Origin of the sequence: Cupriavidus sp. SK-4 (assembly GCF_000611125.1) — a bacterium.
Lineage (GTDB): Bacteria > Pseudomonadota > Gammaproteobacteria > Burkholderiales > Burkholderiaceae > Cupriavidus > Cupriavidus necator.
The window spans coordinates 1-22,500 of record NZ_JFJW01000055.1; the positions used below are offsets into that span (position 1 = coordinate 1).

Annotated in this window: 19 protein-coding genes and 4 tRNA genes; 5 read left to right on the forward strand and 18 right to left on the reverse strand. The window is 66.1% G+C overall.

Annotated elements, in window-relative coordinates; genetic code table 11:
- Positions 1-91: 91 nt before the first annotated feature.
- From CF68_RS10275 to gltX, 3 genes are all read right to left on the reverse strand, one after another.
- Positions 92-167: transfer RNA gene (locus tag CF68_RS10275), tRNA-Glu, on the reverse strand.
- 65 nt (positions 168-232) lie between these two features.
- Positions 233-308: transfer RNA gene (locus CF68_RS10280), tRNA-Ala, on the reverse strand.
- A gap of 274 nt (positions 309-582) precedes the next feature.
- Positions 583-1,983 carry a glutamate--tRNA ligase gene (gene gltX / locus CF68_RS10285; protein ID WP_035818484.1) on the reverse strand — a complete coding sequence of 467 codons (1,401 nt, stop codon included), beginning with the start codon at positions 1,981-1,983 and terminating at the stop codon, positions 583-585.
- A 246-nt stretch (positions 1,984-2,229) separates the two neighbouring features.
- Here gltX and CF68_RS10290 point away from each other — a divergent pair, with 246 nt between their 5' ends.
- Complete coding sequence (locus tag CF68_RS10290) at positions 2,230-3,150, forward strand: patatin-like phospholipase family protein (RefSeq protein WP_035818486.1); 921 nt, start codon at positions 2,230-2,232, stop codon at positions 3,148-3,150.
- Between the two features lie 74 nt (positions 3,151-3,224).
- Here the strand turns inward: CF68_RS10290 and CF68_RS10295 are convergent, their stop codons facing one another.
- From CF68_RS10295 to CF68_RS10315, 5 genes are all read right to left on the reverse strand, one after another.
- Positions 3,225-3,905 carry a C40 family peptidase gene (locus tag CF68_RS10295; RefSeq protein WP_035818167.1) on the reverse strand — a complete coding sequence of 227 codons (681 nt, stop codon included), beginning with the start codon at positions 3,903-3,905 and terminating at the stop codon, positions 3,225-3,227.
- Between the two features lie 389 nt (positions 3,906-4,294).
- Positions 4,295-5,956 carry an ABC transporter ATP-binding protein gene (locus CF68_RS10300; protein ID WP_035818169.1) on the reverse strand — a complete coding sequence of 554 codons (1,662 nt, stop codon included), beginning with the start codon at positions 5,954-5,956 and terminating at the stop codon, positions 4,295-4,297.
- Entirely contained in the window at positions 5,953-7,089 is a 1,137-nt protein-coding gene (locus CF68_RS10305) for an ABC transporter permease (protein ID WP_035818171.1), read from the reverse strand. The genes CF68_RS10300 and CF68_RS10305 overlap by 4 nt, the downstream gene beginning before the upstream one ends.
- The gene (locus CF68_RS10310) at positions 7,086-8,135 is read right to left on the reverse strand and encodes a microcin C ABC transporter permease YejB (protein WP_010814276.1); all 1,050 of its coding nucleotides are present in this window, start codon (positions 8,133-8,135) and stop codon (positions 7,086-7,088) included. The genes CF68_RS10305 and CF68_RS10310 overlap by 4 nt, the downstream gene beginning before the upstream one ends.
- A 39-nt stretch (positions 8,136-8,174) precedes the next feature.
- A complete protein-coding gene (locus tag CF68_RS10315) occupies positions 8,175-10,076 on the reverse strand; it encodes an extracellular solute-binding protein (RefSeq protein ID WP_035818173.1) in 1,902 nt (633 codons plus the stop codon).
- A gap of 211 nt (positions 10,077-10,287) precedes the next feature.
- Between CF68_RS10315 and fabI the strand changes: the two genes are divergently transcribed.
- Positions 10,288-11,076: an enoyl-ACP reductase FabI gene (gene fabI / locus CF68_RS10320; protein WP_035818176.1), complete on the forward strand. Its 789-nt coding sequence runs from the start codon at positions 10,288-10,290 to the stop codon at positions 11,074-11,076.
- A 105-nt stretch (positions 11,077-11,181) separates the two neighbouring features.
- On the opposite strand, the gene CF68_RS10325 is transcribed toward fabI, so the two are convergent.
- From CF68_RS10325 to CF68_RS38960, 3 genes are all read right to left on the reverse strand, one after another.
- Positions 11,182-12,426, reverse strand: a complete 1,245-nt coding sequence (locus tag CF68_RS10325; protein ID WP_035818179.1) for an MFS transporter — start codon at positions 12,424-12,426, stop codon at positions 11,182-11,184.
- A gap of 165 nt (positions 12,427-12,591) precedes the next feature.
- Positions 12,592-12,762: a hypothetical protein gene (locus tag CF68_RS37700; protein ID WP_200872551.1), complete on the reverse strand. Its 171-nt coding sequence runs from the start codon at positions 12,760-12,762 to the stop codon at positions 12,592-12,594.
- On the reverse strand, positions 12,759-12,893 hold the full coding sequence (locus tag CF68_RS38960) for a hypothetical protein (RefSeq protein ID WP_255351100.1): 135 nt from the start codon (positions 12,891-12,893) through the stop codon (positions 12,759-12,761). Before CF68_RS38960 ends, CF68_RS37700 begins: the two co-directional genes overlap by 4 nt.
- Positions 12,894-13,119: 226 nt before the next feature.
- Here CF68_RS38960 and CF68_RS10330 point away from each other — a divergent pair, with 226 nt between their 5' ends.
- A complete protein-coding gene (locus CF68_RS10330) occupies positions 13,120-13,371 on the forward strand; it encodes a DUF1488 domain-containing protein (protein ID WP_035818182.1) in 252 nt (83 codons plus the stop codon).
- Between the two features lie 135 nt (positions 13,372-13,506).
- On the opposite strand, the gene CF68_RS10335 is transcribed toward CF68_RS10330, so the two are convergent.
- The 5 genes from CF68_RS10335 to CF68_RS10355 are packed head-to-tail and all read right to left on the reverse strand — an operon-like array spanning position 13,507 to position 18,821.
- Positions 13,507-13,956, reverse strand: a complete 450-nt coding sequence (locus tag CF68_RS10335; protein ID WP_035818185.1) for a potassium channel family protein — start codon at positions 13,954-13,956, stop codon at positions 13,507-13,509.
- Positions 13,957-13,967: 11 nt separating this feature from the next.
- Positions 13,968-15,017: a DUF2955 domain-containing protein gene (locus CF68_RS10340; RefSeq protein ID WP_035818187.1), complete on the reverse strand. Its 1,050-nt coding sequence runs from the start codon at positions 15,015-15,017 to the stop codon at positions 13,968-13,970.
- Positions 15,007-16,134: an HlyD family secretion protein gene (locus tag CF68_RS10345; RefSeq protein WP_035818189.1), complete on the reverse strand. Its 1,128-nt coding sequence runs from the start codon at positions 16,132-16,134 to the stop codon at positions 15,007-15,009. The genes CF68_RS10340 and CF68_RS10345 overlap by 11 nt, the downstream gene beginning before the upstream one ends.
- Positions 16,135-16,154: 20 nt before the next feature.
- Positions 16,155-17,699 (reverse strand): efflux transporter outer membrane subunit, encoded by a 1,545-nt coding sequence (locus CF68_RS10350; RefSeq protein ID WP_035818191.1) that lies wholly within the window; start codon positions 17,697-17,699, stop codon positions 16,155-16,157.
- An 18-nt stretch (positions 17,700-17,717) separates the two neighbouring features.
- Positions 17,718-18,821: an AI-2E family transporter gene (locus CF68_RS10355; protein ID WP_035818193.1), complete on the reverse strand. Its 1,104-nt coding sequence runs from the start codon at positions 18,819-18,821 to the stop codon at positions 17,718-17,720.
- Positions 18,822-19,060: 239 nt separating this feature from the next.
- Here CF68_RS10355 and CF68_RS10360 point away from each other — a divergent pair, with 239 nt between their 5' ends.
- Positions 19,061-20,527 carry a patatin-like phospholipase family protein gene (locus tag CF68_RS10360; RefSeq protein ID WP_035818196.1) on the forward strand — a complete coding sequence of 489 codons (1,467 nt, stop codon included), beginning with the start codon at positions 19,061-19,063 and terminating at the stop codon, positions 20,525-20,527.
- A 29-nt stretch (positions 20,528-20,556) separates the two neighbouring features.
- Here the strand turns inward: CF68_RS10360 and CF68_RS10365 are convergent.
- A tRNA-Arg gene (locus CF68_RS10365) sits at positions 20,557-20,633 on the reverse strand.
- Between the two features lie 51 nt (positions 20,634-20,684).
- Entirely contained in the window at positions 20,685-21,944 is a 1,260-nt protein-coding gene (locus CF68_RS10370; protein ID WP_035818488.1) for a GGDEF domain-containing protein, read from the reverse strand.
- A 409-nt stretch (positions 21,945-22,353) separates the two neighbouring features.
- On the opposite strand from CF68_RS10370, the gene CF68_RS10375 reads away from it, so the two are divergent.
- Positions 22,354-22,430: transfer RNA gene (locus CF68_RS10375), tRNA-Pro, on the forward strand.
- Positions 22,431-22,500 lie beyond the last annotated feature (70 nt).

The window sequence follows — 22,500 nt, forward strand, 5'->3', positions numbered from 1 at the left end:
TAACCGACTGAACTACCACTCCTTAGTCGGCTGCCGTTTCAAGCTAATGCTTGAAACGACATGCTGGACGTCTGGTTACGTCCTGCTGTTATGGCGTCCCCTAGGGGATTCGAACCCCTGTACTCACCGTGAAAGGGTGATGTCCTAGGCCTCTAGACGAAGGGGACAGAACTTGTCTTCCAACACGTTCCGTCTGGCGCCACCCAAGACAACCTGGATGACACCTAAATCTTGGTGGAGCTAAGCGGGATCGAACCGCTGACCTCTTGCATGCCATGCAAGCGCTCTCCCAGCTGAGCTATAGCCCCATGGTACTGCCATTTACTGCAACTTGCTGCGTTTTCGCCTGATTTAACTACCGTTTCAAGCGAAGCCAAGATTATATATCAACTGCCAATCTTTGCAAGCTCCCGTTTCAGCTTTTTTCGTTTTCCCGTCACTTCAAAATCCAGTTCGGAGATCGCGAAGATCCTTGCGGATCCGCCAGCCCGCTTGGTCAGGGACCGCGCTGCAGGGAGAAAGAAATTATGCGCAAGTCCGGCCCGGAGCGCAAGCCCCCGGCGCGGACTTTTTCACGACTTTTTATGCAGCCGCCGCCAGGCGGCGCAGTACCGTGTCGCGGCCGAACAGTTCCAGCACCGCGTCGATGCCCGGCGTCTGCAGCTGGCCGGCCACCAGCAGGCGCACCGGCATGGCCAGCTTGGGCATCTTCAGGCCGAACTCGGCCAGCACTGCCTTGAAGGTGGCGCTGATGGCTTCGCGCTTCCATTCCGGCAGCGCGGCCAGCTGGGTGGCCAGCGCTGCCAGCGCGGGCTGGATCTCCGGGGTCAGGTGCTCGGCCTTGAGCGCGGCATCCGCCTGCGGCTCGCCACGATAGAACAGCAGCGCCGCCTGCGCGACCTCCTTCAACGTATTGGCGCGGTCCTTCACCAGCGCCACCACGCCGGCCAGGTCCGCCCCTTCCACCTTGCCGCCGAGTGCCTCGATGAACGGCTGCGTCAGCGTGGCCAGGCGCTGGTTGTCACCGACCTTGATGTAGTGGTTGTTCAGCCAGGCCAGCTTCTCGGGGTTGTACTGGGCGGGCGACTTGCCCAGGTGCTCCAGGTCGAACCATTCAACGAACTGCTCGCGCGAAAAGATCTCGGCGTCGCCGTGGGCCCAGCCCAGGCGCGCCAGGTAGTTCAGCACGGCTTCGGGCAGGTAGCCCTCGTCGCGGTAGCCGGTCACGGCCATGGCACCATGGCGCTTGCTCATCTTCTCGCCCTGCTCGTTGAGCACGGTCGGCAGGTGGGCGTAGACCGGCGGCGTGCCGCCCAGCGCGCGGATGATGTTGATCTGGCGCGGGGTGTTGTTGACGTGGTCGTCGCCGCGGATCACGTGCGTGATCTTCATGTCGAGGTCGTCCACCACCACGCAGAAGTTATAGGTGGGGGTGCCGTCCGGGCGCGCGATCACCAGGTCGTCGAGCTCGTCGTTGGAGATCTCGATGCGGCCCTTGACCGCGTCATCCCACACCACGCTGCTGCCGATCGGGTTCTTGAAGCGGATCACCGGATCGACGCCGGCCGGCGGCTCGGGCAGGACCTTGCCCGGCTCGGGACGCCAGAAGCCGTTGTAGCGCGGCTTCTCGCCGCGCTCGCGCTGGGCTTCGCGCAGGGCGTCCAGCTCTTCGGTGCTCATGTAGCAGCGGTAGGCCAGGCCGGACTCGACCATCTGCGCCACCACCTCGCGATAGCGGTCCATGCGCTGCATCTGGTAGAACGGGCCTTCGTCGATATCCATCTCCAGCCAGGCCATGCTTTCCAGGATCACGTCGACCGCTTCCTGCGACGAACGCTCGACGTCGGTGTCTTCGATGCGCAGGATGAAGTCGCCCTGCATGCGGCGGGCGAAGGCCCAGGGATAGAGCGCGGAGCGGATATTGCCGAGATGGATGAAACCGGTCGGGCTCGGCGCAAAGCGGGTGCGGACGCGTTGGGTCATGGTCAGGGGCAGAAACAAGAAAGCCCGCGCGCAGCGGCGCGCAGGCTGGTGTATGTGCAGGCCTTGCATTATACCAACGCGCATCCCTCGCCCCGCCCGGCGTGCCGGCGCCGCGCGGAATCATTTATGCTTGCGCCGGTCTGAGGTGATGCCGGTGATTCAGGCAATGCGATGCCAGCTCCCGTGGAGGAGCGCCCGCATCACATCCCTGTATCCGCCGGTCCCACCTGGTTACTGATCCGCTTCATGCAACGACGTCATTTCCTTGGCATCTCCGCGGCCGCCCTGCTGGCGGGCTGCTCGTTCGGCCCGCGTCCCGCGCCGCCGGTCGCAACCACCCCGCCCGCGCCGCGGCCCGTCAAGATCGGCCTGGCGCTGGGCGGCGGCGCGGCGCGCGGCTTTGCCCATATCGGCGTGATCAAGGCGCTCGAAGCGCAAGGCATCCATGCCGACCTGGTCACCGGCACCAGCGCCGGCGCGGTCGTGGCGGCGCTTTACGCCAGCGGACTGAACGGTTTCCAGCTGAACAAGCTGGCGCTGACCATGGACGAGGCTGCCATCGCCGACTGGGCCCTGCCCTTCGGCACCCGCTTCGGCGGCTGGCTCAAGGGCGAGGCGCTGCAGAACTATATCAACCGGCTGGTGCAGAACCGGACGATCGAGGCCATGAAGCTGCCGCTGGGCATCGTCGCCACCGACCTCAAGAGCGGCGAGAAAATCCTGTTCCGCCGCGGCAACACAGGCCAGGCCGTGCGCGCGTCGAGCAGCGTGCCCGGCGTGTTCCAGCCGGTGTCGATCCAGGGCCACGACTATGTCGACGGCGGCCTGGTCGAGCCGGTGCCGGTGGATTCCGCGCGCGGCATGGGCGCGGACTTTGTCATCGCGGTCAATATCTCGGCCGACCCGTCGGCGCAGAAGAACGCGGGCCAGAGCGGCGTGCTGCTGCAGACCACCGCGATCATGGGCCAGTCGATCAACAAGATGGCACTGGCGCGCGCCGACGTGGTGATCCGCCCCGAGCTGCCCGATATGGGCGGCAGCGACTTCAACGCCCGCAACCGGGCCATACTGGCCGGCGAACAGGCCACCATGGCGGTGATGGCAATGCTGCGGCAGCGGCTGGAACAGGCCCGCCTGGCACCGGCCGGAACGGTCGCAGCGCAATAGCCCGGGAGACCACGCCTCGCCAAAGCAAAAAGGACTGCCGCAGCAGTCCTTTTTGCTTGAAGCGTGCCGGAACCTCAGCCGCCGTACATCGATGCGCGGACGACCTTGGGGTCGTAGCGCTTGAGCGTCTCGACCATGTCGCCGAGGCCATCGGCGCCCCCGTCCTTGCCATCCTCGATGCGGCGGGCGCCGTTGTAGCGGGTCACCCAGTAAGACGCACGCATGTCGTCGACACGGATCTTGCTGCCCGTGGACGGGGCATGCACGAACTTGTTGTCGCCGATATAGATGCCGACGTGCGAGAAGGTCTGGCGCATGGTGTTGAAGAACACCAGGTCGCCCGGACGCAGGTCGCTGGCTGCCACGGTGGTGCCGACACGGCTGATTTCGACAGAGCGGCGCGGCAACATGAAGCCGAAGGTGTCCTGGAACACGTAGCGGACGAAGCCGCTGCAGTCCAGGCCGGATTCGGGGCTGTTGCCGCCGAAGCGGTAACGCACGCCAATCAGGCCCAGCGCATTCATGACCAGGTCGCCAGCCTTGCTGGCAACGTTGCTGGTGGAATTCACCACCGACGACAGCAAGCCGCGCTTGCCTTCCGCATGCGAGTCCGCGGCCTGGGCCGTGGCATCGATACGGGCGTCGGCATCCTTGAATACCGTATCCGCCAGCACTCCATTCGACACAGTCGCACCGCAGGCAATGGCAATTCCGACGGCGGCACGCGCCAGGGAATGAAGTACCGATCGCTGCATTGGTTCTCCCGTTGATCGTTCCAAAGCAAGCCCCGGCACAAGTCCGGGGCGGGCTGGGTATTTGTGAAATTCGCGTGAACTTCGCGAGAAATTCTTGTGAACCTGCGGGGTGAACCCTATGCAACATCCGCACCAGGCTTACCGGGCCTGTCTTGCACCGCAAACGTGCGGTGCACGATCCAATGCGTCGGACGGACCACCCCCGAAACTAGTTCTGGCGGGATGGTAAAGGGTTGTCATTCACATGTCAAAGTTCGTTACAAATTCGCCGGATTTGACTGGCGAATCAATGATATAGGCGGGATTTCGCATCTTGTTTATCGGATTAATCCGATCCACCGGATGCTAGCCAGGCGGGGCTGCGGCGTTGCTGCGCCGCACACTTTGGGTCAGGCAGCGCCGACCTGTGCCGCCGCCATCAGCTTGCGCGTATAGGGGTGCTGGGGTGCGCCCAGCACCGCTTCGGTGTCGCCGGCCTCGACCACCTCCCCCGCCTTCATCACGAAAACCCGATGCGCCATGGCGCGGATCACCGCCAGGTCATGGCTGATGAACAGGTAGGTGAGGTTGTACTTGTGCTGCAGCTGGGACAGCAGCGCCAGCACCTGCTGCTGGATCGACACGTCCAGCGCCGAGGTAGGCTCGTCCAGCACCAGGATCTGCGGCTTGAGGATCAGCACCCGGGCAATGGCGATGCGCTGCCGCTGGCCGCCCGAGAATTCATGCGGATAGCGGCCCAGCGCGGTGCGGTCCAGGCCGACCTCGCGCAGGGCTTCGATCACGCGCTGGCGCGTGCCCTCGTGCGACAACCCGGGCTGGTGCAGCGCCAGGCCTTCGCCAACGATCTGCTCGATGGTCATCCGCGGCGCCAGCGAGCCGAACGGGTCCTGGAACACCACCTGCATGCGCGCGCGCAACTGGCGGCGATCGTCGCGCGTCGCGGTGTCGAAGCTGCGGCCCAGGAAATGGATGGTGCCGCCGCTCTTGCGCTGCAGCGCCAGCACGGTATGCGCCAGCGTGGTCTTGCCCGAACCGGACTCGCCGACGATGCCGACGGTCTCGCCCTCGCGCAGCTGGAAGTCCACGTCCTTGACCGCCGCGAACTGGTCCTTGCCGAACCAGCCGGCCAGCCCGCGGCGCTTGCGCGCGTAGTTGACGCTCAGCTTGCGCGCTTCCAGCAGCACCGGCGCCAGCGGCACCAGCGGCAGCACCTCGCGCCTGGGGCGGCTGTCGATCAGCTTGCGGGTGTAGGGGTGCTGGGGGGCGGCAAACACCTGCGCGGTCTCGCCGGTCTCGACCAGCACGCCCTTCTCCATCACGCCCACGCGCTGGGCAAAGGAACGCACCAGGTTGAGGTCATGGGTGATCAGCATCACCGCCATGCCGAACTCGGCCTGCAGGTCGCGCAGCAGGTCCATGATCTGGGCGCGGATGGTCACGTCCAGCGCCGTGGTCGGCTCGTCGGCGAGCAGCAGCTTGGGGCGGCAGGCCAGCGCCATGGCAATCATGGCGCGCTGGCGCTGGCCGCCCGAGAGCTGGTGCGGAAAGCTGTCGAAGCGGTGCGCGGCGTCGCTGATGCCGGTGCGCTCCAGCAGCGCGATGGCGCGCTCGCGCGCGGCGCGGCGGTCCAGGCCCTCGTGCAGCGCCAGTGTCTCGACGATCTGGTTGCCGATGGTGTACAGCGGGTTGAGCGCCGTCATCGGCTCCTGGAAGATCATCGCGATCTCGGCGCCGCGGATGCCGCGCATCTCGCGGTCCGACACCTCCAGCAGGTTCTTGCCCTCGAAGCGGATCGCGCCGTCGTAGTAGGCGTCTTCCACCAGCCGCAGCATCGCCAGCGCGGTCACGGTCTTGCCCGAGCCCGACTCGCCCACCAGCGCGTAGCGCTCGCCCGCGCGCAGGTCGAAGCTGACTTCGCGCACGGCACGGGTGGCATGCTCGCCGTGGCCGAAGGTAACGGAAAGCTTGTCGACGCACATCAGCGTGGAACCGGGCGCCGGCACCGCGGCCGGCGCCACGGCCGGCTGGATCATGGGAGACACCGCGGTCATGGCGTGGCCTCCGGGGCTGCCCCGGTCGGCGCGCCGGCCGGGATCTTGGGCTCGACCCGGCCGCGCAGCGCCGCCAGGCCCAGGCGGGTATCGAAGGCATCGCGCAGCGCGTCGCCCATGAAGGTCAGCAGCAGCAGCGTGATCACCAGCACCGCGAAGGTCGACAGCGAAATCCACCACGCATCCAGGTTGGCCTTGCCCTGCGCCAGCAGTTCGCCCAGGCTGGGCGTGGTCGGCGGCACGCCCATGCCGAGGAAGTCCAGGCTGGTCAGCGCCAGGATGGCGGCGCTCATGCGGAACGGCAGGAAGGTGATCACCGGGGTCAGGCTGTTGGGCAGGATATGGCGCCACATGATCTGCACGTTGGACAGGCCCAGCGCGCGCGCGGCCTTGACGTAGTCGAGCGAGCGGTTGCGGTAGAACTCGGCGCGCACGTAGTCGGACAGGCCCATCCAGCCGAACAGCGACAGCAGGATGATCAGCAGCGCCAGGCTGGGCTCGAAGATCGAGGCAAAGATGATCAGCAGGTACAGCTCCGGCATCGAGCTCCAGATCTCGATGGCGCGCTGCGAGAACAGGTCGAAGCGCCCGCCGAAGAAGCCCATCAGCGCCCCGCTCAGCGTGCCCACCAGCACCCCGATCACGGTCAGCGCCATGCTGAACAGCACCGACACGCGGAAGCCGTACAGCAGCCGGGCCAGGATGTCGCGGCCGCGGTCGTCGGTGCCCAGCCAGTTCTCCGCCGACGGCGGCGCCGGGTTGGGCTCCTTGGCAAAGTAGTTGAGCGAGTCGTACGAATAATGGTTCAGCGGGAACACCGCGAAGTTGCCGTTGGTGGTGATGCGGTCGCGGATATACGGATCGAGGTAGTCCGCGGGCGTGGCGAAATCGCCGTCGAAGGTGGTTTCCGGGTAGACCTTGACGATGGGGAAATACCATTCGCCCTTGTAGTGCACCACCAGCGGCCGGTTGCTGGACAGCAGCTCGGCGCCCAGGCTCAGCACGAAGATGACCACGAAGATCACCAGGCTCCAGTAGCCGCGCCGGTTGCGGCGAAAGCGCTGCCAGGCGCGCTGGCGCGGCGAGGGCGAATGCGGCAGCCCGTTGGGGGCCGCGTGCGTGAACAGTTTCATCGGTGCAAGCCCTCGAAATGGATGCGCGGGTCCACCAGCACGTAGCAGACATCGGAGATCAGGCGCGTGACCAGCCCGATCAGCGTGAACAGGTAGAGCGTGCCCAGCACCACCGGATAGTCGCGCCGCAGCACCGCCTCATAGGACAGCAGGCCCAGCCCGTCGAGCGAGAACAGCGTCTCGATCAGCAGCGAGCCGGTGAAGAAGGCGCCGATGAACGCGGCCGGGAAACCCGTCACCAGCGGGATCAGCGCGTTGCGGAACACGTGCTTCCACAGCACGCGGCGCTCGCCCAGGCCCTTGGCCCGTGCGGTCAGCACGTATTGCTTGCGGATTTCCTCGAGGAAGGCATTCTTGGTCAGCATGGTGACCACCGCGAAGCTGCCCACCACCGATGCCGTGATCGGCAGCACCAGGTGCCACAGGTAGTCCATCACCTTGCCCATCAGCGAGAGCTGCTCCCAGTTGTCGGAGGTCAGCCCGCGCAGCGGGAACCACTGCACGAAGGTGCCGCCGCCGAACAGCACCAGCAGCAGCACGCCCAGCACGAAGCCGGGGATGGCATAGCCCACCAGCACGATGATGCTGGTCACCACGTCAAAGCGGCTGCCCGCGCGGATGGCCTTGGAGATGCCCAGCGGCACCGATATCAGGTAGGTCAGGAAGAAGGTCCACAAACCCAGGCTGACCGACACCGGCAGCTTGGACTTGACCAGCTCCCACACGCTGCGGTGCTGGAAATAGCTCTGGCCCAGGTCGAATTGCGCAAAGCGCTTGAGCATCAGGAAGTAGCGTTCCAGCGGCGGCTTGTCGAAGCCGTACAGGGCCTGGATCTCCTTGATCTTCTCGGGGTCGACGCCGCGCCGCCCGCGGTATTCGGCGCCGCCGCCGCTGGCTTCGCCGGCGCCGCCCCGCCCTTTCAGTTCCATCATCATCTGCTCGACCGGGCCACCCGGCACGAACTGGATCACCACGAAGGTCAGCGTGATGACCCCGATCAGCGTCGGGATCATCAGCAGGATGCGCTTGAGCAGGTAGGCAAGCATCGGCCGGTCCTCTTCCTTGTCTTGGTCGCGGCGGGCGCGTCAGCGCGCCTGCGGCTGCAGGTCCGTGCGCCACCAGTGGCTCAGGATCCAGCCTTCGGCCGTGTAGTAATAGGGAAGGCGCTCCGGGTAGGCCAGCGTCTTGCGGTATGACACGCGGTGCGATGCGCTGTACCAGTTAGGCACAATGTAGTAGCCATGCATCAGCACCCGGTCCAGCGCGCGCCCGGCGGTGACCAGCTCCTGCCGGGTATGGGCGTGCAGCACGTTGTCCACCAGCTTGTCGACCACGGGCGACTTCAGCCCGAACAGGTTGTCCGAGCCCGGCGTGCCGGCCGCCTCGCTGGAAAAGCGGTCGCGCAGCTCGTTGCCGGGGCTTTGCGAGTCCGGGAAGCGGATCGACACCATGTCGAAGTCGAAATCCTCCAGCCGTTTCTGGTACAGCGCAAAGTCCGTGGTGCGCTGGTTCACCTGGATGCCGAGCTTCTCCAGGTTGCGCACATAGGTGGTGATGACGCGGCTCATGGCGCCGCCGTCGTCGAGGAACTCGAACACCAGCGTGTCGCCCTTGGCGTTGCGCAGCGCGCCATCCGTGTAGGTCCAGCCGGCCTGGGCCAGCAGGCGCCGTGCCTCGCGCAGGTTGTCGCGCAGCGAACGCGGCGCCGCAGTGCTGGGCTGGACCACGTCCGGGCCGAACACCTCTGGCGGCAATTCCGCGCGCAGCGGCTCAAGCAGCGCCAGCTCGCCCGGGCCGGGCCGGCCGTCGAAGGTGGCGCTGGCGGCCAGCTCGCTGTTGGAAAACCAGCTGTCCAGGCGCTTGTAGGCGCCATAGAACAACTGCCGGTTCAGCCATTCGAAGTCCAGCGCAAGGATCAGGGCCTGGCGCACGCGCACGTCCTGGAACACCGGCTTGCGCATATTCATCACGAAGCCCTGCATGCCGGCACCGTTGCGGTGCGGGAACTCGGTCTTCAGCAGCTCGCCGTTGCGAAAGCGGGTGCCCTGGTAGCTCTTGGCCCAGTTCTTGGCCTTGTATTCGATGATGGCGTCGAACTCCCCTGCCTTGAAGGCCTCGAGCTTGGCGGTCTCGTCCTTGTACAGGCGGTAGGCCACGCGCGCGAAATTGAAGGTGCCGCGGCGCACCGCGAGGTCCTTGCCCCAGTACTTCGGGTCGCGCTGAAAGATGATGCCGCGGCCGGCGTCATAGCGCTCGATCAGGTAGGGGCCGCTGGTGACCGGCGGCTCGAAGGTCAGCTTCTCGAACGGGACCTTGGCCGTCCATTTCTTCGAGAACACCGGCAGCGAGCCGACGATCAGCGGCAGCTCGCGGTTGCGCTGCTTGAATTCGAAGCGCACCGTGCGCTCGCCGGCGACGATCACGGCCTTCACATCGGTACACATGCTGCGGTAGCCCGGGCTCGAGGCCTTGCTCATCAGCATGTCATAAGAATATTTGACATCCGACGCCAGCACCGGGTCGCCATTGGAGAAGCGCGCCTGAGGCCGGATGGTGAACGTGACCGACAGCTCGTCCGGCGCCACCGTGACGTCCTCGGCGAGCAAGCCATAGGCGCTGGCGCTCTCGTCGGCGCTGCTGATCAGCAGCGACTCGAACATCAGCGCGTTCAGGCCGGGCGCAGACGTGCCCTTCAGCGTGAACGGATTGAACTTGTCGAAACTGGTGCGCCGGTCCGGATTGGCGAGTGTCAGCGTGCCGCCGGCGGGTGCATTGGGATTGGCATAGTCGAATTGCCGGAAATCCGCCTGGTACTTCAGGTCCCCGTGCAGCGCGAAGCCATGCGCCGCCAGCGCCGGACTGGAAAAGAGAGAGACCCCCGCCGCCAGCGCCATCGCCAGCCCGCTTGCGACCCAACCGCGCAGTACCGCATCCCGCCGGAAGCACTGCCATGCCGCCTGAAGCGGCCAACGTGCTTGAATAGGCATCCCGTTGGATTCCTCCACTATGACCTGTGGGGCCCGGCATTCTGCGGCCGGGCCAAGTATGAGACAATTTTACATGCGTCGGGGGTGGCGCCAGCCATCCGGACATTCCCTCTGCGCGGCGCAATAAAAACGGCCGCAAGACAGCAAAGGCACGCGCACGTCCGCACGGCGGACGCACGAAGCGTGCCTGATACACCACCTTGGAGAACTTATGGGATTTCTGGCAGGTAAGCGGATCCTGATCACCGGCTTGCTCTCTAACCGGTCGATCGCCTATGGCATCGCATCGGCGTGCAAACGCGAAGGCGCCGAACTGGCCTTCACCTATGTCGGCGAACGGTTCAAGGACCGGATCAGCGACTTTGCCAAGGAATTCGGCACCGACCTGGTGTTCGAGTGCGACGTCGGCAGCGACGAGCAGATCGCCGCCACCTTCGCCGCGCTGGGCCAGCGCTGGGACAAGTTCGACGGCCTGGTGCACTCGATCGGCTTCGCGCCACGCGACGCCATCGCCGGCGACTTCCTGGAAGGCCTGTCGCGCGAAGGTTTCCGCATCGCCCATGACATCTCCGCCTACAGCTTCCCGGCGCTGGCCAAGGCCGCGCTGCCGCTGCTGTCGGACAAGGCCTCGCTGCTGACGCTGACCTACCTGGGCGCCGAGCGCGTGGTCCCCAACTACAACACCATGGGCCTGGCCAAGGCCTCGCTGGAAGCCAGCGTGCGCTACCTGGCCTCGTCGGTCGGCCCGCGCGGCATCCGCGCCAACGGCATCTCCGCCGGCCCGATCAAGACCCTGGCTGCTTCGGGCATCAAGGGCTTCGGCAAGCTGCTCGGCCACTTCGAAGACGTCGCGCCGCTGCGCCGCAACGTCACCATCGAAGAAGTCGGCAACGTGGCCGCCTTCCTGCTGTCCGACCTGGCCAGCGGCGTGACCGGTGAGATCACCTATGTCGACGGCGGCTTCAACGTGGTCGGCGCAAGCGTCGCGGACGCAGAGTAAGGCCGGCCCGCCAGCGGGCCGCAGATGAAAAAGGGGTGCCCGATGAGGCACCCCTTTTTTTGCTCTTGCGGGACCTATGCGCGCACCGGTCCGCCTGCGCCATGCCTACGCTGCTGCGGGCGCGCCCTGCCGGCCCATGCTCAGCATCGACCACGCATAGACCACCAGGCCGCCCAGCGCCAGCAGCAAGCCCACCCAGCCGGTGGACTCCCAGCCGTAGCCGGCGGCAATGGTCACCCCGCCCAGCCACGCGCCGAGCGCGTTGGCCATGTTGAAGGCCGAGTGGTTGAGGGCCGCGGCCAGCGTCTGCGCGTCGCCGGCGACATCCATCAGCCGGATCTGCAATGCCGGGCCCAGTGCCACGGTGGTGCCCACCAGCAGCACATTGATGGCAGCCAGCCAGGGATGCGACGCGGTAAAGGTGAAGGCGCCCAGCACCAGCGCCGCCCACACCAGCACGCCGCCGATGGTCGGCATCAATGCCTTGTCGGCCAGCTTCGCGCCGGCAAGGTTGCCCGCCACCGTGCCGATGCCGAACAAGGCCAGCACCACCGGGATGCCCGCCGCCGGCATATGCGCCAGTTCCAGCATGGTCGGCTTGATATAGCTGAACACCGAGAACATGCCGCCAAAGCCGATCGCGCCGATGCCCAGCGTCAGCCACACCTGCTTGTGCTTGAGTGCCGTCAGTTCGCGCAGCGGGCTGGCACGCCGGTCGGCCGGCACGAATGGCACCCAGCGCCATACCAGCAGCGCCGTCAGCGCGCCGAGGGCGCCGACGATCAGGAAGGCCGAGCGCCAGCCCAGCCAGGTGCCGACGGTGGCGGCGATCGGCACGCCCACCAGCGTGGCAGTGGTCAGGCCCAGCATCACCAGCCCCACCGCCTGCGCGCGCCGTTCGCGCGCGACCAGGCTGGCGGCCACCAGCGCCGCCACGCCGAAGTAGGTGCCATGCGGAAAGCCCGTAAGCAGGCGCGCCACCATCATCGACAGATACGAAGGTGCCAGCGCGCTGGCGATATTGCCGGCGGCAAACACCGCCATCAGCGCGATCAGCAGGTTGCGCCGCGGCCAGCGCGCGCCCAGCACCGCCAGCAGCGGCGCGCCGATGACCACGCCCAGCGCATAGGCGCTGATCAGGTGGCCGGCTTGCGGGATGGAGATGGCAAGGTCGCCGGCGGCATCGGGCAGCAAACCCATGATGACGAATTCGCCGGTGCCGATGCCGAAGCTGCCGACCCCGAGCGCCAGCAGCGGCAGGCGGCCGGATGGATTGCTATCGCGGGAAGAATGGGAAATGTCTGCGCCGCGGACAGGATCCGCGGCGGAATGTGCATGTGGGGCGGCCATGTACAGGATTGCAGGATGTTCAAGAAATGCCGCCCGCTGACGGGCGAGGTCAGTGCCCTCGCCTCTGGTCGATCCAGCGTGCTCCTGTGCGGCGCGCAGGCTGTATTGTGCGGCAAAACCGCAAATCTTGCCCGCACCGGCCTGACTGGCCGGCGTTGCGTTGGCTTACCTGGTCACGTGGACCAGCCGGTGCCACCAGTACCGAAGCGAATGCTTCGCCATGCCGAACACCGGCTTGTGGTGGATGCCCACCCGGATGATGTAGCCGTAGACCCCGACCAACACTGCCAGGAACACAAGGGACCAGATGATCCCTGCGCTGTCGGTCTCAGTCATTTCTTCTTCTTGGCGGCCTCATCGTGCCCGCGAACCTGGACCGTGCTGAAGGGTGAGGCCGGCACGGATGGCTTCTTCGGTTGCTTGGGTTTCTTGGCTTCGCGGCTGCTGCGTAGTTGACTCTTGGCCATGATGGGCTCCTGAATGGCTTGCCTGGAGATAATGGCAATCCCAGCATACGCGCTAAATCGCCGGCGAAAGAAATATCTTTCGCGAAGAACGCGGCCATGCGCTCCAGCAGGCCGCGGGGACACATGCCCAGCTTGCGGGAAACAGGCGCATACTAGGGGCGGCAGCACCGGCTGGCGCCAGCAAGCCCAACACGCACGGCGTACCGTGACCGGACAGGAGTCTGCAATGGCACTGAACTTTCCCAATCCCAGCCGCAGCTACGATGCGGCGCGGCACTGCGTTTGCTTCTGGGGCTACGATAACGCGCGCGAAGTGGCCTTCCAGGTCACTGACGAAATCCTTCTGCGCCTGAGCCACCAGGGTGCCGCGGAAGAATCCGCCCTTCTCGCCACCTTCGACGATCATCGGGACCAGATCCTGCAACTGGCCAGGGACCTCTACAACCCCGGGGAACGTACCACCTACACGATTTCCTGACCGGAAAAACGCAGCGCGGCGGGCCAGCTTTCGCAGAGATCGGAATGCATCGATTGCCCGACCCCGCCCGCGATTCTGCATCCGATATTAGAACCGTCCCAGTCCCGGCCCGGGCTGCGGCCGACGCCCCCATCCCTATGGCCCTTGGTCCCGCCGCAGCCTGGCCAGGTTGTGCTTGATCACGTCCAGCACCGCCGCGGTCATCACCGAAGTGGAGACGCCGAACATCAAGATGCCGTTGGCCGCCTCGAGCGGCCCCAGCAAGCGCCGGGCTTCGGACATGACGATATCGCCGTAGCCCAGCGTGGCGAAGTTCACGCCCGAGTGATAGAGCGCGGTAGCGAAATCGCCGAACTCGCCCAGCAGCATGAACAAGACGGCCCAGATCGCCATCTGCACGAAATTGCCGAGCAACGTCAGCATCATCACAACCGACAACAGCAGGACGTCCTGCCACAGCGATTCGCGGCCTTGCCGGGCGTGCTTGAAGCGCACGTAGTAGCGCAGGCAGATGGCCACGAAGAGCGCCTGCAGCAGCAGGCACAGCAGCATTACGGGAAGGCCGATCAGCAGGTTGCTCAGCACGACCGGCCTCTTCAGCGGGCGCGCCGTCGTGCGCCGCGCGGCTGGTCGAGCAGCTCGATCATCAGCCAGGCATACAGCGTGACGCCGACAAACAGGCCCATGCGCACGGCGAAGGCGGTATAGACATCCTTCCCGGCCGCGCTGTCCTGCACGGACTGGCCCAGCAGGATGATCAGCGTCACGAGGGTGTTCACCCAGAAGCCTGGCGGGTACCGCGACGGGCTGAGGCCATACAGCTTGCGCGCCACCAGCAGGCCGAACAGCAGCATCCACAGGAAGTACATCCACAAATGCACGAACAGGCTGAGTGCGCACCAGAACAGGATGGCCAGCACGCCACCGAACAAGGTCGAGCCAAGCAGTTCGCGCCCGGCGCCGCGTGCCGTGGTGGTGCAGCTTTGCCGGCCGAGGCTGACCGCTTTCATGATGATCGGGATGTACGCGGCCGGATCGTTCAGCGCCAGCAGGAAGGCCGGCATCACCACCAGCGCCGCGCGCAGCGCAATCCAGGCGGCCTGGTCATCCGGCAAGGCCTTGGCCGCAGGCGGCGCCTGCGCGCCGGCCGGTTCCGGAAACAGCCAGTGGCCAAGTGCCAGCACCACGACCGCGACGAGCAGTCCCTTCGCCAGGGCATCGATGACCATGACCGCCAGCCCGAAATCGATGGTGCCCGCCGCCGAGATCATGGTCAGGCCGACCACCAGGAAGGTGGAGACCAGGTTGTTGCCGCCGCGCAATCCATAGCGAAAGGCCAGGAACAGGCACAGGCCGATCATCAGCACGCCGCTGACGGGGTAGTGGCGCAGCAAGGGGATCAGCAGCAGGCCGGTGCCGGTGGTCAGCATCACGACCAGCACCAGGCCAAGCCCGGCCTTGGGCGACATGGGCTGGTTGACGCTGGCCAGCAGGAACACGCCGAGCACCGGCGCGAGCATGGGAATCGGCAGGCTCAGGCCGAAGCTGGCCGCCAGGCACAGCGCGGTGCCGCTGGCCAGGCGCAGCGAACGCTGGGCGCGTGGATCGCGTACGGGCAACGGCAGCGCCGGGCTGTCAGTAGACATAGGAAAGCCAGCTCATCAGGTACAGGAATACGCGGCCGAGCGGATTGAGCGGGTTGCCCTGGGTGGGAAACGCCATGACTTCGGCCTGCCCGCCCACGCGAATGCCGCGCATCGAGGCGAGTTCGCCCTGGGCAAACTCGACCACCACCGGGAAGCGTTGTGCCGGACGCAGCCAGTCCCGGCTGTTCTGCACCGTCGGCAAGCTGCCCGGCGGCGTGCTCGGGCCGACGTTGACGCCATAGCCGACGCTGCGCACACGGCCTTCGAAGATCCTGCCCGGCAGCGCATCCAGCACGATGGCAACCGGCGTGCCGGGCTCGACACGGCCCAGGTTGTTCTCGGTCATCTCCGCGCTGATCCACAGATCGTGGATCGCGATCAGCGTCATGACCGGGTTGCCGGCCGCGGCAAACTGGCCGGCATCGGTGCGCAGGTCGGTGACCAGCCCGGCGGCGCGCGCCCGCACCTGCGTATTGGCAAGATCCAGTTCGGCCTTTTCCAGGGCGGTGGCGGCGCTGCGCAGCTTGGCGTTCTCTTCCTCGCTGCCCCCCTGCTGTTCGCGCGCGCGCTGGACCTCGGCCTTGGCGGCGGCGACCTGGCTGACAGCCTGCTCGAGGCTGGCCCGCGCCACCTCCAGGCGGCGCAGGGAAATGGTGCCGGGGTCATCGCTGTACAGGCGCTCCAGGCGGTTGCTGTCCTGGCGCGCCTTGAGCTCGTTGGCGCGTGCTGCGCGCAGCGATGCCTGCGCCGATTCGATGCCCGCGGTGCTGGCGCCGATCTGCCGGCGCGTCGACTCCAGATCGGCGCGGGCGCGGTCCACGGCAATCTTGTAGTGCTGGGGATCCACCTCGAACAGGACAGTGCCTGCCGCGACGTCCTGGTTGTTGCGCACATGCACCTTGGTCACGCGCCCGGACACTTCCGCCGCGACCGGCACCACGAAAGCCTGTACCCGCGCCTGCTGCGTGTACGGGGTCAGCCGGTCGGCAAACAGGTACCAGGTCAGGCTGATGACGATCAGCAAGAGCACCCAGCGCACGCCCTTCCTTGCCGGGTCGGCAGCGGGCGGCGGTGCGCTGGGCGCTGGGGCTGCGGGGGGTTGCGGGGCGTCGCTCATCGGCACTCGTTCAGGGATATCTACCTCTGCCGCACAGGGAGGCTGGCACCGGCGGACGGCGGGACGGGTTCATCCAGCAGGTTTCCCCAGTCGGTGCGTTGCTGCATCTGCTGACGGGTGGCCGGGTCCACCAGTGGCTGCTCGCTGTGCCAGCCGCCGCCAAGCGCCTTGTACAAGGCGATCAGGTTGCTGACGGCATTGCTGCGGTTGACCAGATAGGTGTCCTGCTGGGTGGCCAGCGCACGCTGGGAATCCAGTACGCGCTGGAAGTCCGAGTAGCCTTCGCGGTAGAGCGCGTTGGCCAGCGTCAGCGAACGCCTGGCAGCCAGCGCCGTGTCACGCAGGATCTGCTCGCGCTCAAGCGACTTGATCAGCGCACTGGCGGCATCGTCGGCCTCGCGCGCCGCCTGGCGCACGGCATCCTGGTAGGCGACGATCAGCTGCTGCAGGCGGGCGTCCTGCACGCGCACGGTGTTCTTGATGCGGCCGTAGTCGAACACGTTCCAGCGCAGGCTGGGGCCCCCGATCAGGGCCAGACTGTTGGGCGTGCCGGCCAGCGTGCTGGCGGACCAGACAATGCTGCCCAGCAGCGTCAGCGACGGATAGAGATCGGCTTCGGCCACGCCGATCAGCGCCGATTGCGCGGCAATCTGCAGCTCGGCGGCGCGGATATCCGGACGGCGCAACAGCAGGCTGGCGGGCACATCCTGCAGTACCGCGCGATCGATCAGTGGAATCACCCCTTCCTTGCCCACCAGTTCCGGCAGCTCCGGCAACGGGCCTGGCGGGCGGCCCAGCAGCACCGCCAGGGCATTGCGGGTGCGCATGATCTGGCTTTCAAATTCAGGGATACTGCTCAGGGTGCCCAGGTACTGCGTCTTCGCTTGCTGCAGGTCGAGCTCGTCGGTCTCGCCGCTCTTGAACAGCCGCTCAGTGATTTCAAGGCTGCGCTTTTGCAGCGCTGCATTGTCGCGGGCGATGCGCAGCCGTGCCTCGGCCGTGCGCAGCGCAAAGTAGGTCTCAGCCACCTGGGCACGCAACAGCACCAGCACATCGTCGCGGTTGGCTCGGGCGGCAAAATAGACAGCATCGGCAGATTCGATGGCGCGGCTGAAGCGGCCCCAGAAATCGAGCTCCCAGCCGATGTCGAAGCCCGCGCTGTATTGCCAGAAGCGGCTATTCTGCGGGTTGAGGCCACCGGCCTGCCTGCGATCCGTGTACAGGACATCGGCACTGGCCTGCTGCAGTTGCGGGAAGCGCCCGCTCTGGGCAATGCCCAGTTGCGCGCGCGCTTCCATCACGCGCAGGCCGGCAATCCGCAGGCTGGCATTGTGCGCGTCGGCTTCGGCGATCAGGCGTTCGAGCGTCGGGTCGGCAAAGACCTGCCACCACTCGCGGATGTCGGGCTGGGCCCGCTGCTCGGTCGCCTGCTCAAGTGCCGGGCTGTGCCACTGCTGCGTCCAGGGCTCATGCTGCGGCTGGAAATCCGGCCCCAGGCGCGCGCAGCCGCCAAGGCAGCAGGCGCAGGCCAGCAATGCGGGCAACGGATGATTCGAGCGCGACATGCGCGACCCCGGACCACTTCAGGTCTGTTGCTGGTTGCCGGGATCCGCCTGCGGCGGCGGGTCTTCCACCCATTGCCAGAACAGCTGATACCCGACCGCAAGCACCACCGGACCGATGAACAAGCCGATCACGCCGCCGGTCACCATGCCGCCCAGGGCACCGATCAACACCACCGGCATCGGCACATCGACGCCACGCCCGAGCAGCAGTGGCTTGAGCACGTTGTCGGCCAGTCCCGCCACGAAGACATAGATGGCGAAGACGATAGTGGCAACGCTGGCACCTTCCGTGGCAAAGACATAGATGATCACTGGCACGGTGATCAGCGTGGCCGGCAACTGCGCGATGCCCAGCAGCAGCACGGCCATGGCCAGCACGCCCGCGGCAGGAACCCCCTTGAGCACAAAGCCTATGCCGATCAGCAGCATCTGGATGAAGGCGATGCCGACCACGCCCTGCGCCACCGCGCGGATGGTCGCCGTGCATAGCGTGGCGATGCGCTGGCCCCGCTCCAGGCCGAAAATGCGCGAGGCAATCTGCACGGCGCTACGGTTGCCGGCCTCGCCATAGGCCATGAAGATGCCCCCGATAATCAGCGCGAAGACGAAGATCAGCAGCCCCTTGCCGATGCCGGCGGCTGCGGCCAGCACGGCCAGGCTGATTTCCTTGATCTGAGGCGCCAGCGTCTGCACCACGCTGGCCAGGTCCGAGGCGGCTTGCAGCCAGAAGTCATACAGGCGCTGGCCAACCAGCGGCCAGCTGGCGACCGACTCGTGCGGTGGCGGAATATGAATGCCTTCGCTCTTGACGATGGCGATCGCATTCTCCATCGAGTCGACCATGGCGGCGCCCAGCAGGTAGGCTGGCAGCGCAATGATGGCAATGGCGGCCAGCACGATCAGGGTGGCGGCGCGGCCGTCCTTGTTGCCCAGCCTGCGCCTGAGCCTGACCTGCAGCGGGTAGATGGTCACCGCCAGGATCACGGACCAGACAATGAGATCGAGGAAGGGGCGGAATATCCGGAAGCAGAAGATTGCCAGCACCGCGATCAGCCCGGCACGGATCAGCACATCGAGTAGTCCGCGGGACAGCGCTCTCTCTGAAGTGGGCGTGGGCAACATCGCTGGTCTCCCTGCAGATCACCGCAAAGGTATCGGATCGGCAGCCTCACCGCCGCGCATTCGCCAAGCCAGGTTAAGTACCGGTCTCTTGGACAGGTGAAATCCAGTCTAGACGAGCGGCCGGGCCGGGACAACCTCAAAACGTATGCCAATCGCTACATTGGCCGTCTAGTATTGGGGGAGTTGCAGCACGCCGACCCGCCCGGTCCGGTTCGTCCTGCAGTCGCCGCGGAGGACCTATGGCCAGATCGCCGACCTCAGCCTTGGCCGTCATTTCGATGGTGCTTCTGCTTGCCGCCTGCGCCTCCCGGCCAGTCAATCCGCCGATCGCGCACGCGGACCAGGGTACCGGCTATCGGTTCTTCACGCGCCCCCAGTATGCGGCGGACAACGAAAACCTGGTCATCCTCGCCTTCTCAGGGGGCGGTACGCGCGCGGCGGCATTCTCGTATGGCGTGCTTGAGTTCCTGCGCGACACCGAAGTGGTCGGACCCAAGGGCAACCGGTCACGCCTGCTCGACCATGTCGGCGTCATCACCGGCGTGTCAGGTGGCAGCTTTACTGCCCTCGCCTACGGCCTGTATGGCGACAGGCTCTTTGATCACTACGAACAGAGCTTCCTCAAGCGCGACGTGCAGGGCGAGATCACATTCCGGACGCTGAATCCGGCGTATTGGCCGTCGTTGTGGTCGAGCGGCTGGGGCCGCTCTGAACTGGCCGCCGACCTGTATGACGAGATTCTTTTCCATGGCGCAACCTTTGGCGACCTCCATCGGGGCAAGGGTCCGTTCATCATTGCCTCGGCCACGGACATCTCGACGGGCGCACGCCTTCCGTTCACGCAGACCACCTTCGACGTACTCTGCTCAGACCTCAACGCGCTGCGCCTTTCCCGTGCGGCCGCGGCATCGTCGGCAGTTCCCGTGGTCCTGACGCCCATCACGCTCAATAACTACGGCGGCAATTGCGGCTACGTGCCCCCCGACTGGATCAAGCCGTTTATCGATGCCAGCGACCCGCCCCGTCCGGCAGCGCGCGCAACCCGGCACCTGAAGGAAGAAGCGGAATACGGGGACAGCATCAACCGGCCCTATATCCACGTCGTGGACGGCGGCGTCTCCGACAACCTGGGCATGCGCAGCGTGCTGGATTCCCTCGAGGTCCTGGAGGCCCTGCACCTGAACGGCCAGCCCTCGCCCCTGGACCATACCCGCAGGATCGTGGTCTTCGTCGTCAATTCGCTGTCCACGCCCCGGACGGCATGGGACAAGTCGGAGTCTGCGCCGGGTACGCTGGAGATTCTGGTGAAAGCCACCGGCGTGCCAATCGACCACTATTCCTATGAGGCGACCGAACTGTTGAAGGACAGCCAGTCCCGGTGGCAAGCCATGCGCCGGCTGCGGGAGTCCCGCGCCTTTGCCGCGAACAAGGATGCTGCCGTCACTGCGGCGTTGCGCACGCCGGACGCGACCATCTATGCCATCGATGTGTCGTTCGCCCGGCTGACGGACAAGGCGGAACTGGATTACCTGAACGAGCTGGCGACATCGTTCTCGCTGCCGGCCGAAGCCGTCGACCGCCTGCGCGCCGCCGCGGGAAAGATCATCCTGGAGTCGCCCGACTTCCAGCGCTTGCTGAAGGACGTCGGTGCCAGGATCGTGACAGACCAGGCGGCTGGGAAGCGCCCGGCGGGGACGAATCAGTAACCTGAATCGATGGGATGGCCCCGAGAGGCTGGCGCGTCCTAGAGGACTCGAACCTCTGACCGCTCGCTTAGAAGGCGAGTGCTCTATCCAACTGAGCTAAGGACGCGAAGGCGAGCATTCTACCGCAGCACCGCAGCGCAGTGACAAGCGGAGCAGGTCAGGACGCGGCACGCGGCTGTCCGCGCGTGATGTAGGGGCCATCGACAGCGCCGCCATCGGTGCCCGCCTCGCTGCCAGCCGGATGCAGGGACACGCAGTTGCGCCCTTTCAGCTTGGCGTCGTATAGCGCGCGGTCGGCGCGGCGCATCAGCGCATCGGCGCCTTCGCCCGGCTGCCGCGCCGCCAGGCCGATGCTGACGGTATAGGCAATTGGATCAGGCTCGGACGGGCATGGCGTGGTGCGCACCGCCGTGGCCAGCCGCAGGCAGGCCAGCCGGCCCTGCTCCAGCGCCGTATCCGGCATCAGGATGGCAAATTCCTCGCCGCCCAGGCGCCCCGCCACCTCGAGTTGGCCAAAATTCTTGCGCAGCTGCCCGGCGAAATGCCGCAGCACGCTGTCGCCCGCCAGGTGGCCGTAGACATCGTTGATTGCCTTGAAGTGATCGAGGTCGACAAAGGCTACCGTCAGGGGCTTGCGCTGCCGCTCGGCACGCAGGCAGGCTGCCTCCAGCTCCTCCCAGAACGCGCCGCGCAGCAGCACATCGGTCAGGTCGTCATGGCGCGCGCGCCGCTCCAGCATGCGGCGCAGCCGGTCGTGCGCCATCAGCGCAAAACTGACCGACACCCCCACCAGTGCAAAGATGTTGAGCATGGCGAGCTCGCCGTCCCACGGCATCGGCCGCGGCCAGGCGCCGCCCTGCATGACTTCGGCCAGCGGCAGCGCCACGGTCCATGCGTTGATGGCCGCCGCGGCGATGACGATCAATACCAGCGACAACGCCGCCAGCCGGCCGGTGCCGCGCGTGGCCGGCACCGACGGCAAGGCGCTGCGGGCCAGGTCCAGCAGCATTGCGATATGGCACATCGTCAGCAGCGGTGCCATCTCCGGCATCAGCGCCGGCACGGCAAGATACTGCGGTGCCAGGTCGTGCCAGGCCACCGCCGCTGCGGCCGCCAGGTTCAGCGCCAGCAACGGCGCGGCGCGGCCGGGCCGGCCCGCGAAATGCCGCGCGCCCACGGCCATGACCGAGAGCGCCGCCAGCAGCGCCAGGTCGCTCGATTCCAGCACCAGCCACAGCGGGCGCAGTTCCTGCACCGCCGCCAGGGCCGCTGCCATCGCGGCCAGCACGCTCCCCAGCGCCCACGACGTCAGGCCGCTGCGATCCATGCCCGCAGAGCGGCGCAACACCACGCAAACCACCGCCATCTGCAGGGCGAACAACCCCGCGATCAGCACAACTATGTGCGACTGAAACATCTTCATTCCCGTCCAAGGCGACAAGCGGTGCTCCGCATGGCGCCCGCTGTTACCTGCTCTTTACCGGTCCTGTGTCGGACCGTTGTTATCAATGCCGCATACCCGGTTTCAGGACGACTGCCGCGGCCAGCCGGCAGACGCAAGCACGCCGAGGCGCCCGCCGCGGGCGGGAGCGCCGTTCTTGTTGTGGTGATCAGGTCAGTCCGGAAGGAATAGGCAAACCGGGCGTTCCCAAAAGCACGCCGGTCGGACTGGTGCGGTGTGCGGATTATCCCAGCGCGCAAACCCAAGTCAAGCCAAAGCGTCCCCGCCAGAAGGGGGAGCAGGCCGGCAAGGTTGAGTGCGCCAGAGCGGGCATCATCACATTAGATTGACCGCAAGCCCTGAGCCCGGCTACAATCGCCGGCTTCGGAGCGTAGCGCAGCCTGGTAGCGCATCTGATTTGGGATCAGAGGGTCGTAGGTTCGAATCCTATCGCTCCGACCAGAAATATGTAATGGAAACAACGGCTTGGATCGAAAGATCCAGGCCGTTTTTCTTTTCTGCCAAGCGGCCT

Excerpts from the sequence above, each read along its gene's own strand:
- CF68_RS10310 (WP_010814276.1), bottom strand. The coding sequence starts at position 8,135 with ATGCTTGCCTACCTGCTCAAGCGCATCCTGCTGATGATCCCGACGCTG.
- CF68_RS38960 (WP_255351100.1), bottom strand. The coding sequence starts at position 12,893 with ATGGCCAAGAGTCAACTACGCAGCAGCCGCGAAGCCAAGAAACCCAAG.
- CF68_RS10340 (WP_035818187.1), bottom strand. The coding sequence starts at position 15,017 with ATGTCTACTGACAGCCCGGCGCTGCCGTTGCCCGTACGCGATCCACGC.
- CF68_RS10355 (WP_035818193.1), bottom strand. The coding sequence starts at position 18,821 with ATGTTGCCCACGCCCACTTCAGAGAGAGCGCTGTCCCGCGGACTACTC.
- gltX (WP_035818484.1), bottom strand. The coding sequence starts at position 1,983 with ATGACCCAACGCGTCCGCACCCGCTTTGCGCCGAGCCCGACCGGTTTC.
- CF68_RS10370 (WP_035818488.1), bottom strand. The coding sequence starts at position 21,944 with ATGTTTCAGTCGCACATAGTTGTGCTGATCGCGGGGTTGTTCGCCCTG.
- CF68_RS10350 (WP_035818191.1), bottom strand. The coding sequence starts at position 17,699 with ATGTCGCGCTCGAATCATCCGTTGCCCGCATTGCTGGCCTGCGCCTGC.
- CF68_RS10290 (WP_035818486.1), top strand. The coding sequence starts at position 2,230 with ATGCAACGACGTCATTTCCTTGGCATCTCCGCGGCCGCCCTGCTGGCG.
- CF68_RS10345 (WP_035818189.1), bottom strand. The coding sequence starts at position 16,134 with ATGAGCGACGCCCCGCAACCCCCCGCAGCCCCAGCGCCCAGCGCACCG.
- CF68_RS10315 (WP_035818173.1), bottom strand. The coding sequence starts at position 10,076 with ATGCCTATTCAAGCACGTTGGCCGCTTCAGGCGGCATGGCAGTGCTTC.
- CF68_RS10300 (WP_035818169.1), bottom strand. The coding sequence starts at position 5,956 with ATGACCGCGGTGTCTCCCATGATCCAGCCGGCCGTGGCGCCGGCCGCG.
- CF68_RS10305 (WP_035818171.1), bottom strand. The coding sequence starts at position 7,089 with ATGAAACTGTTCACGCACGCGGCCCCCAACGGGCTGCCGCATTCGCCC.
- CF68_RS10325 (WP_035818179.1), bottom strand. The coding sequence starts at position 12,426 with ATGGCCGCCCCACATGCACATTCCGCCGCGGATCCTGTCCGCGGCGCA.
- CF68_RS10330 (WP_035818182.1), top strand. The coding sequence starts at position 13,120 with ATGGCACTGAACTTTCCCAATCCCAGCCGCAGCTACGATGCGGCGCGG.
- CF68_RS10295 (WP_035818167.1), bottom strand. The coding sequence starts at position 3,905 with ATGCAGCGATCGGTACTTCATTCCCTGGCGCGTGCCGCCGTCGGAATT.
- fabI (WP_035818176.1), top strand. The coding sequence starts at position 10,288 with ATGGGATTTCTGGCAGGTAAGCGGATCCTGATCACCGGCTTGCTCTCT.
- CF68_RS10360 (WP_035818196.1), top strand. The coding sequence starts at position 19,061 with ATGGCCAGATCGCCGACCTCAGCCTTGGCCGTCATTTCGATGGTGCTT.
- CF68_RS37700 (WP_200872551.1), bottom strand. The coding sequence starts at position 12,762 with ATGACTGAGACCGACAGCGCAGGGATCATCTGGTCCCTTGTGTTCCTG.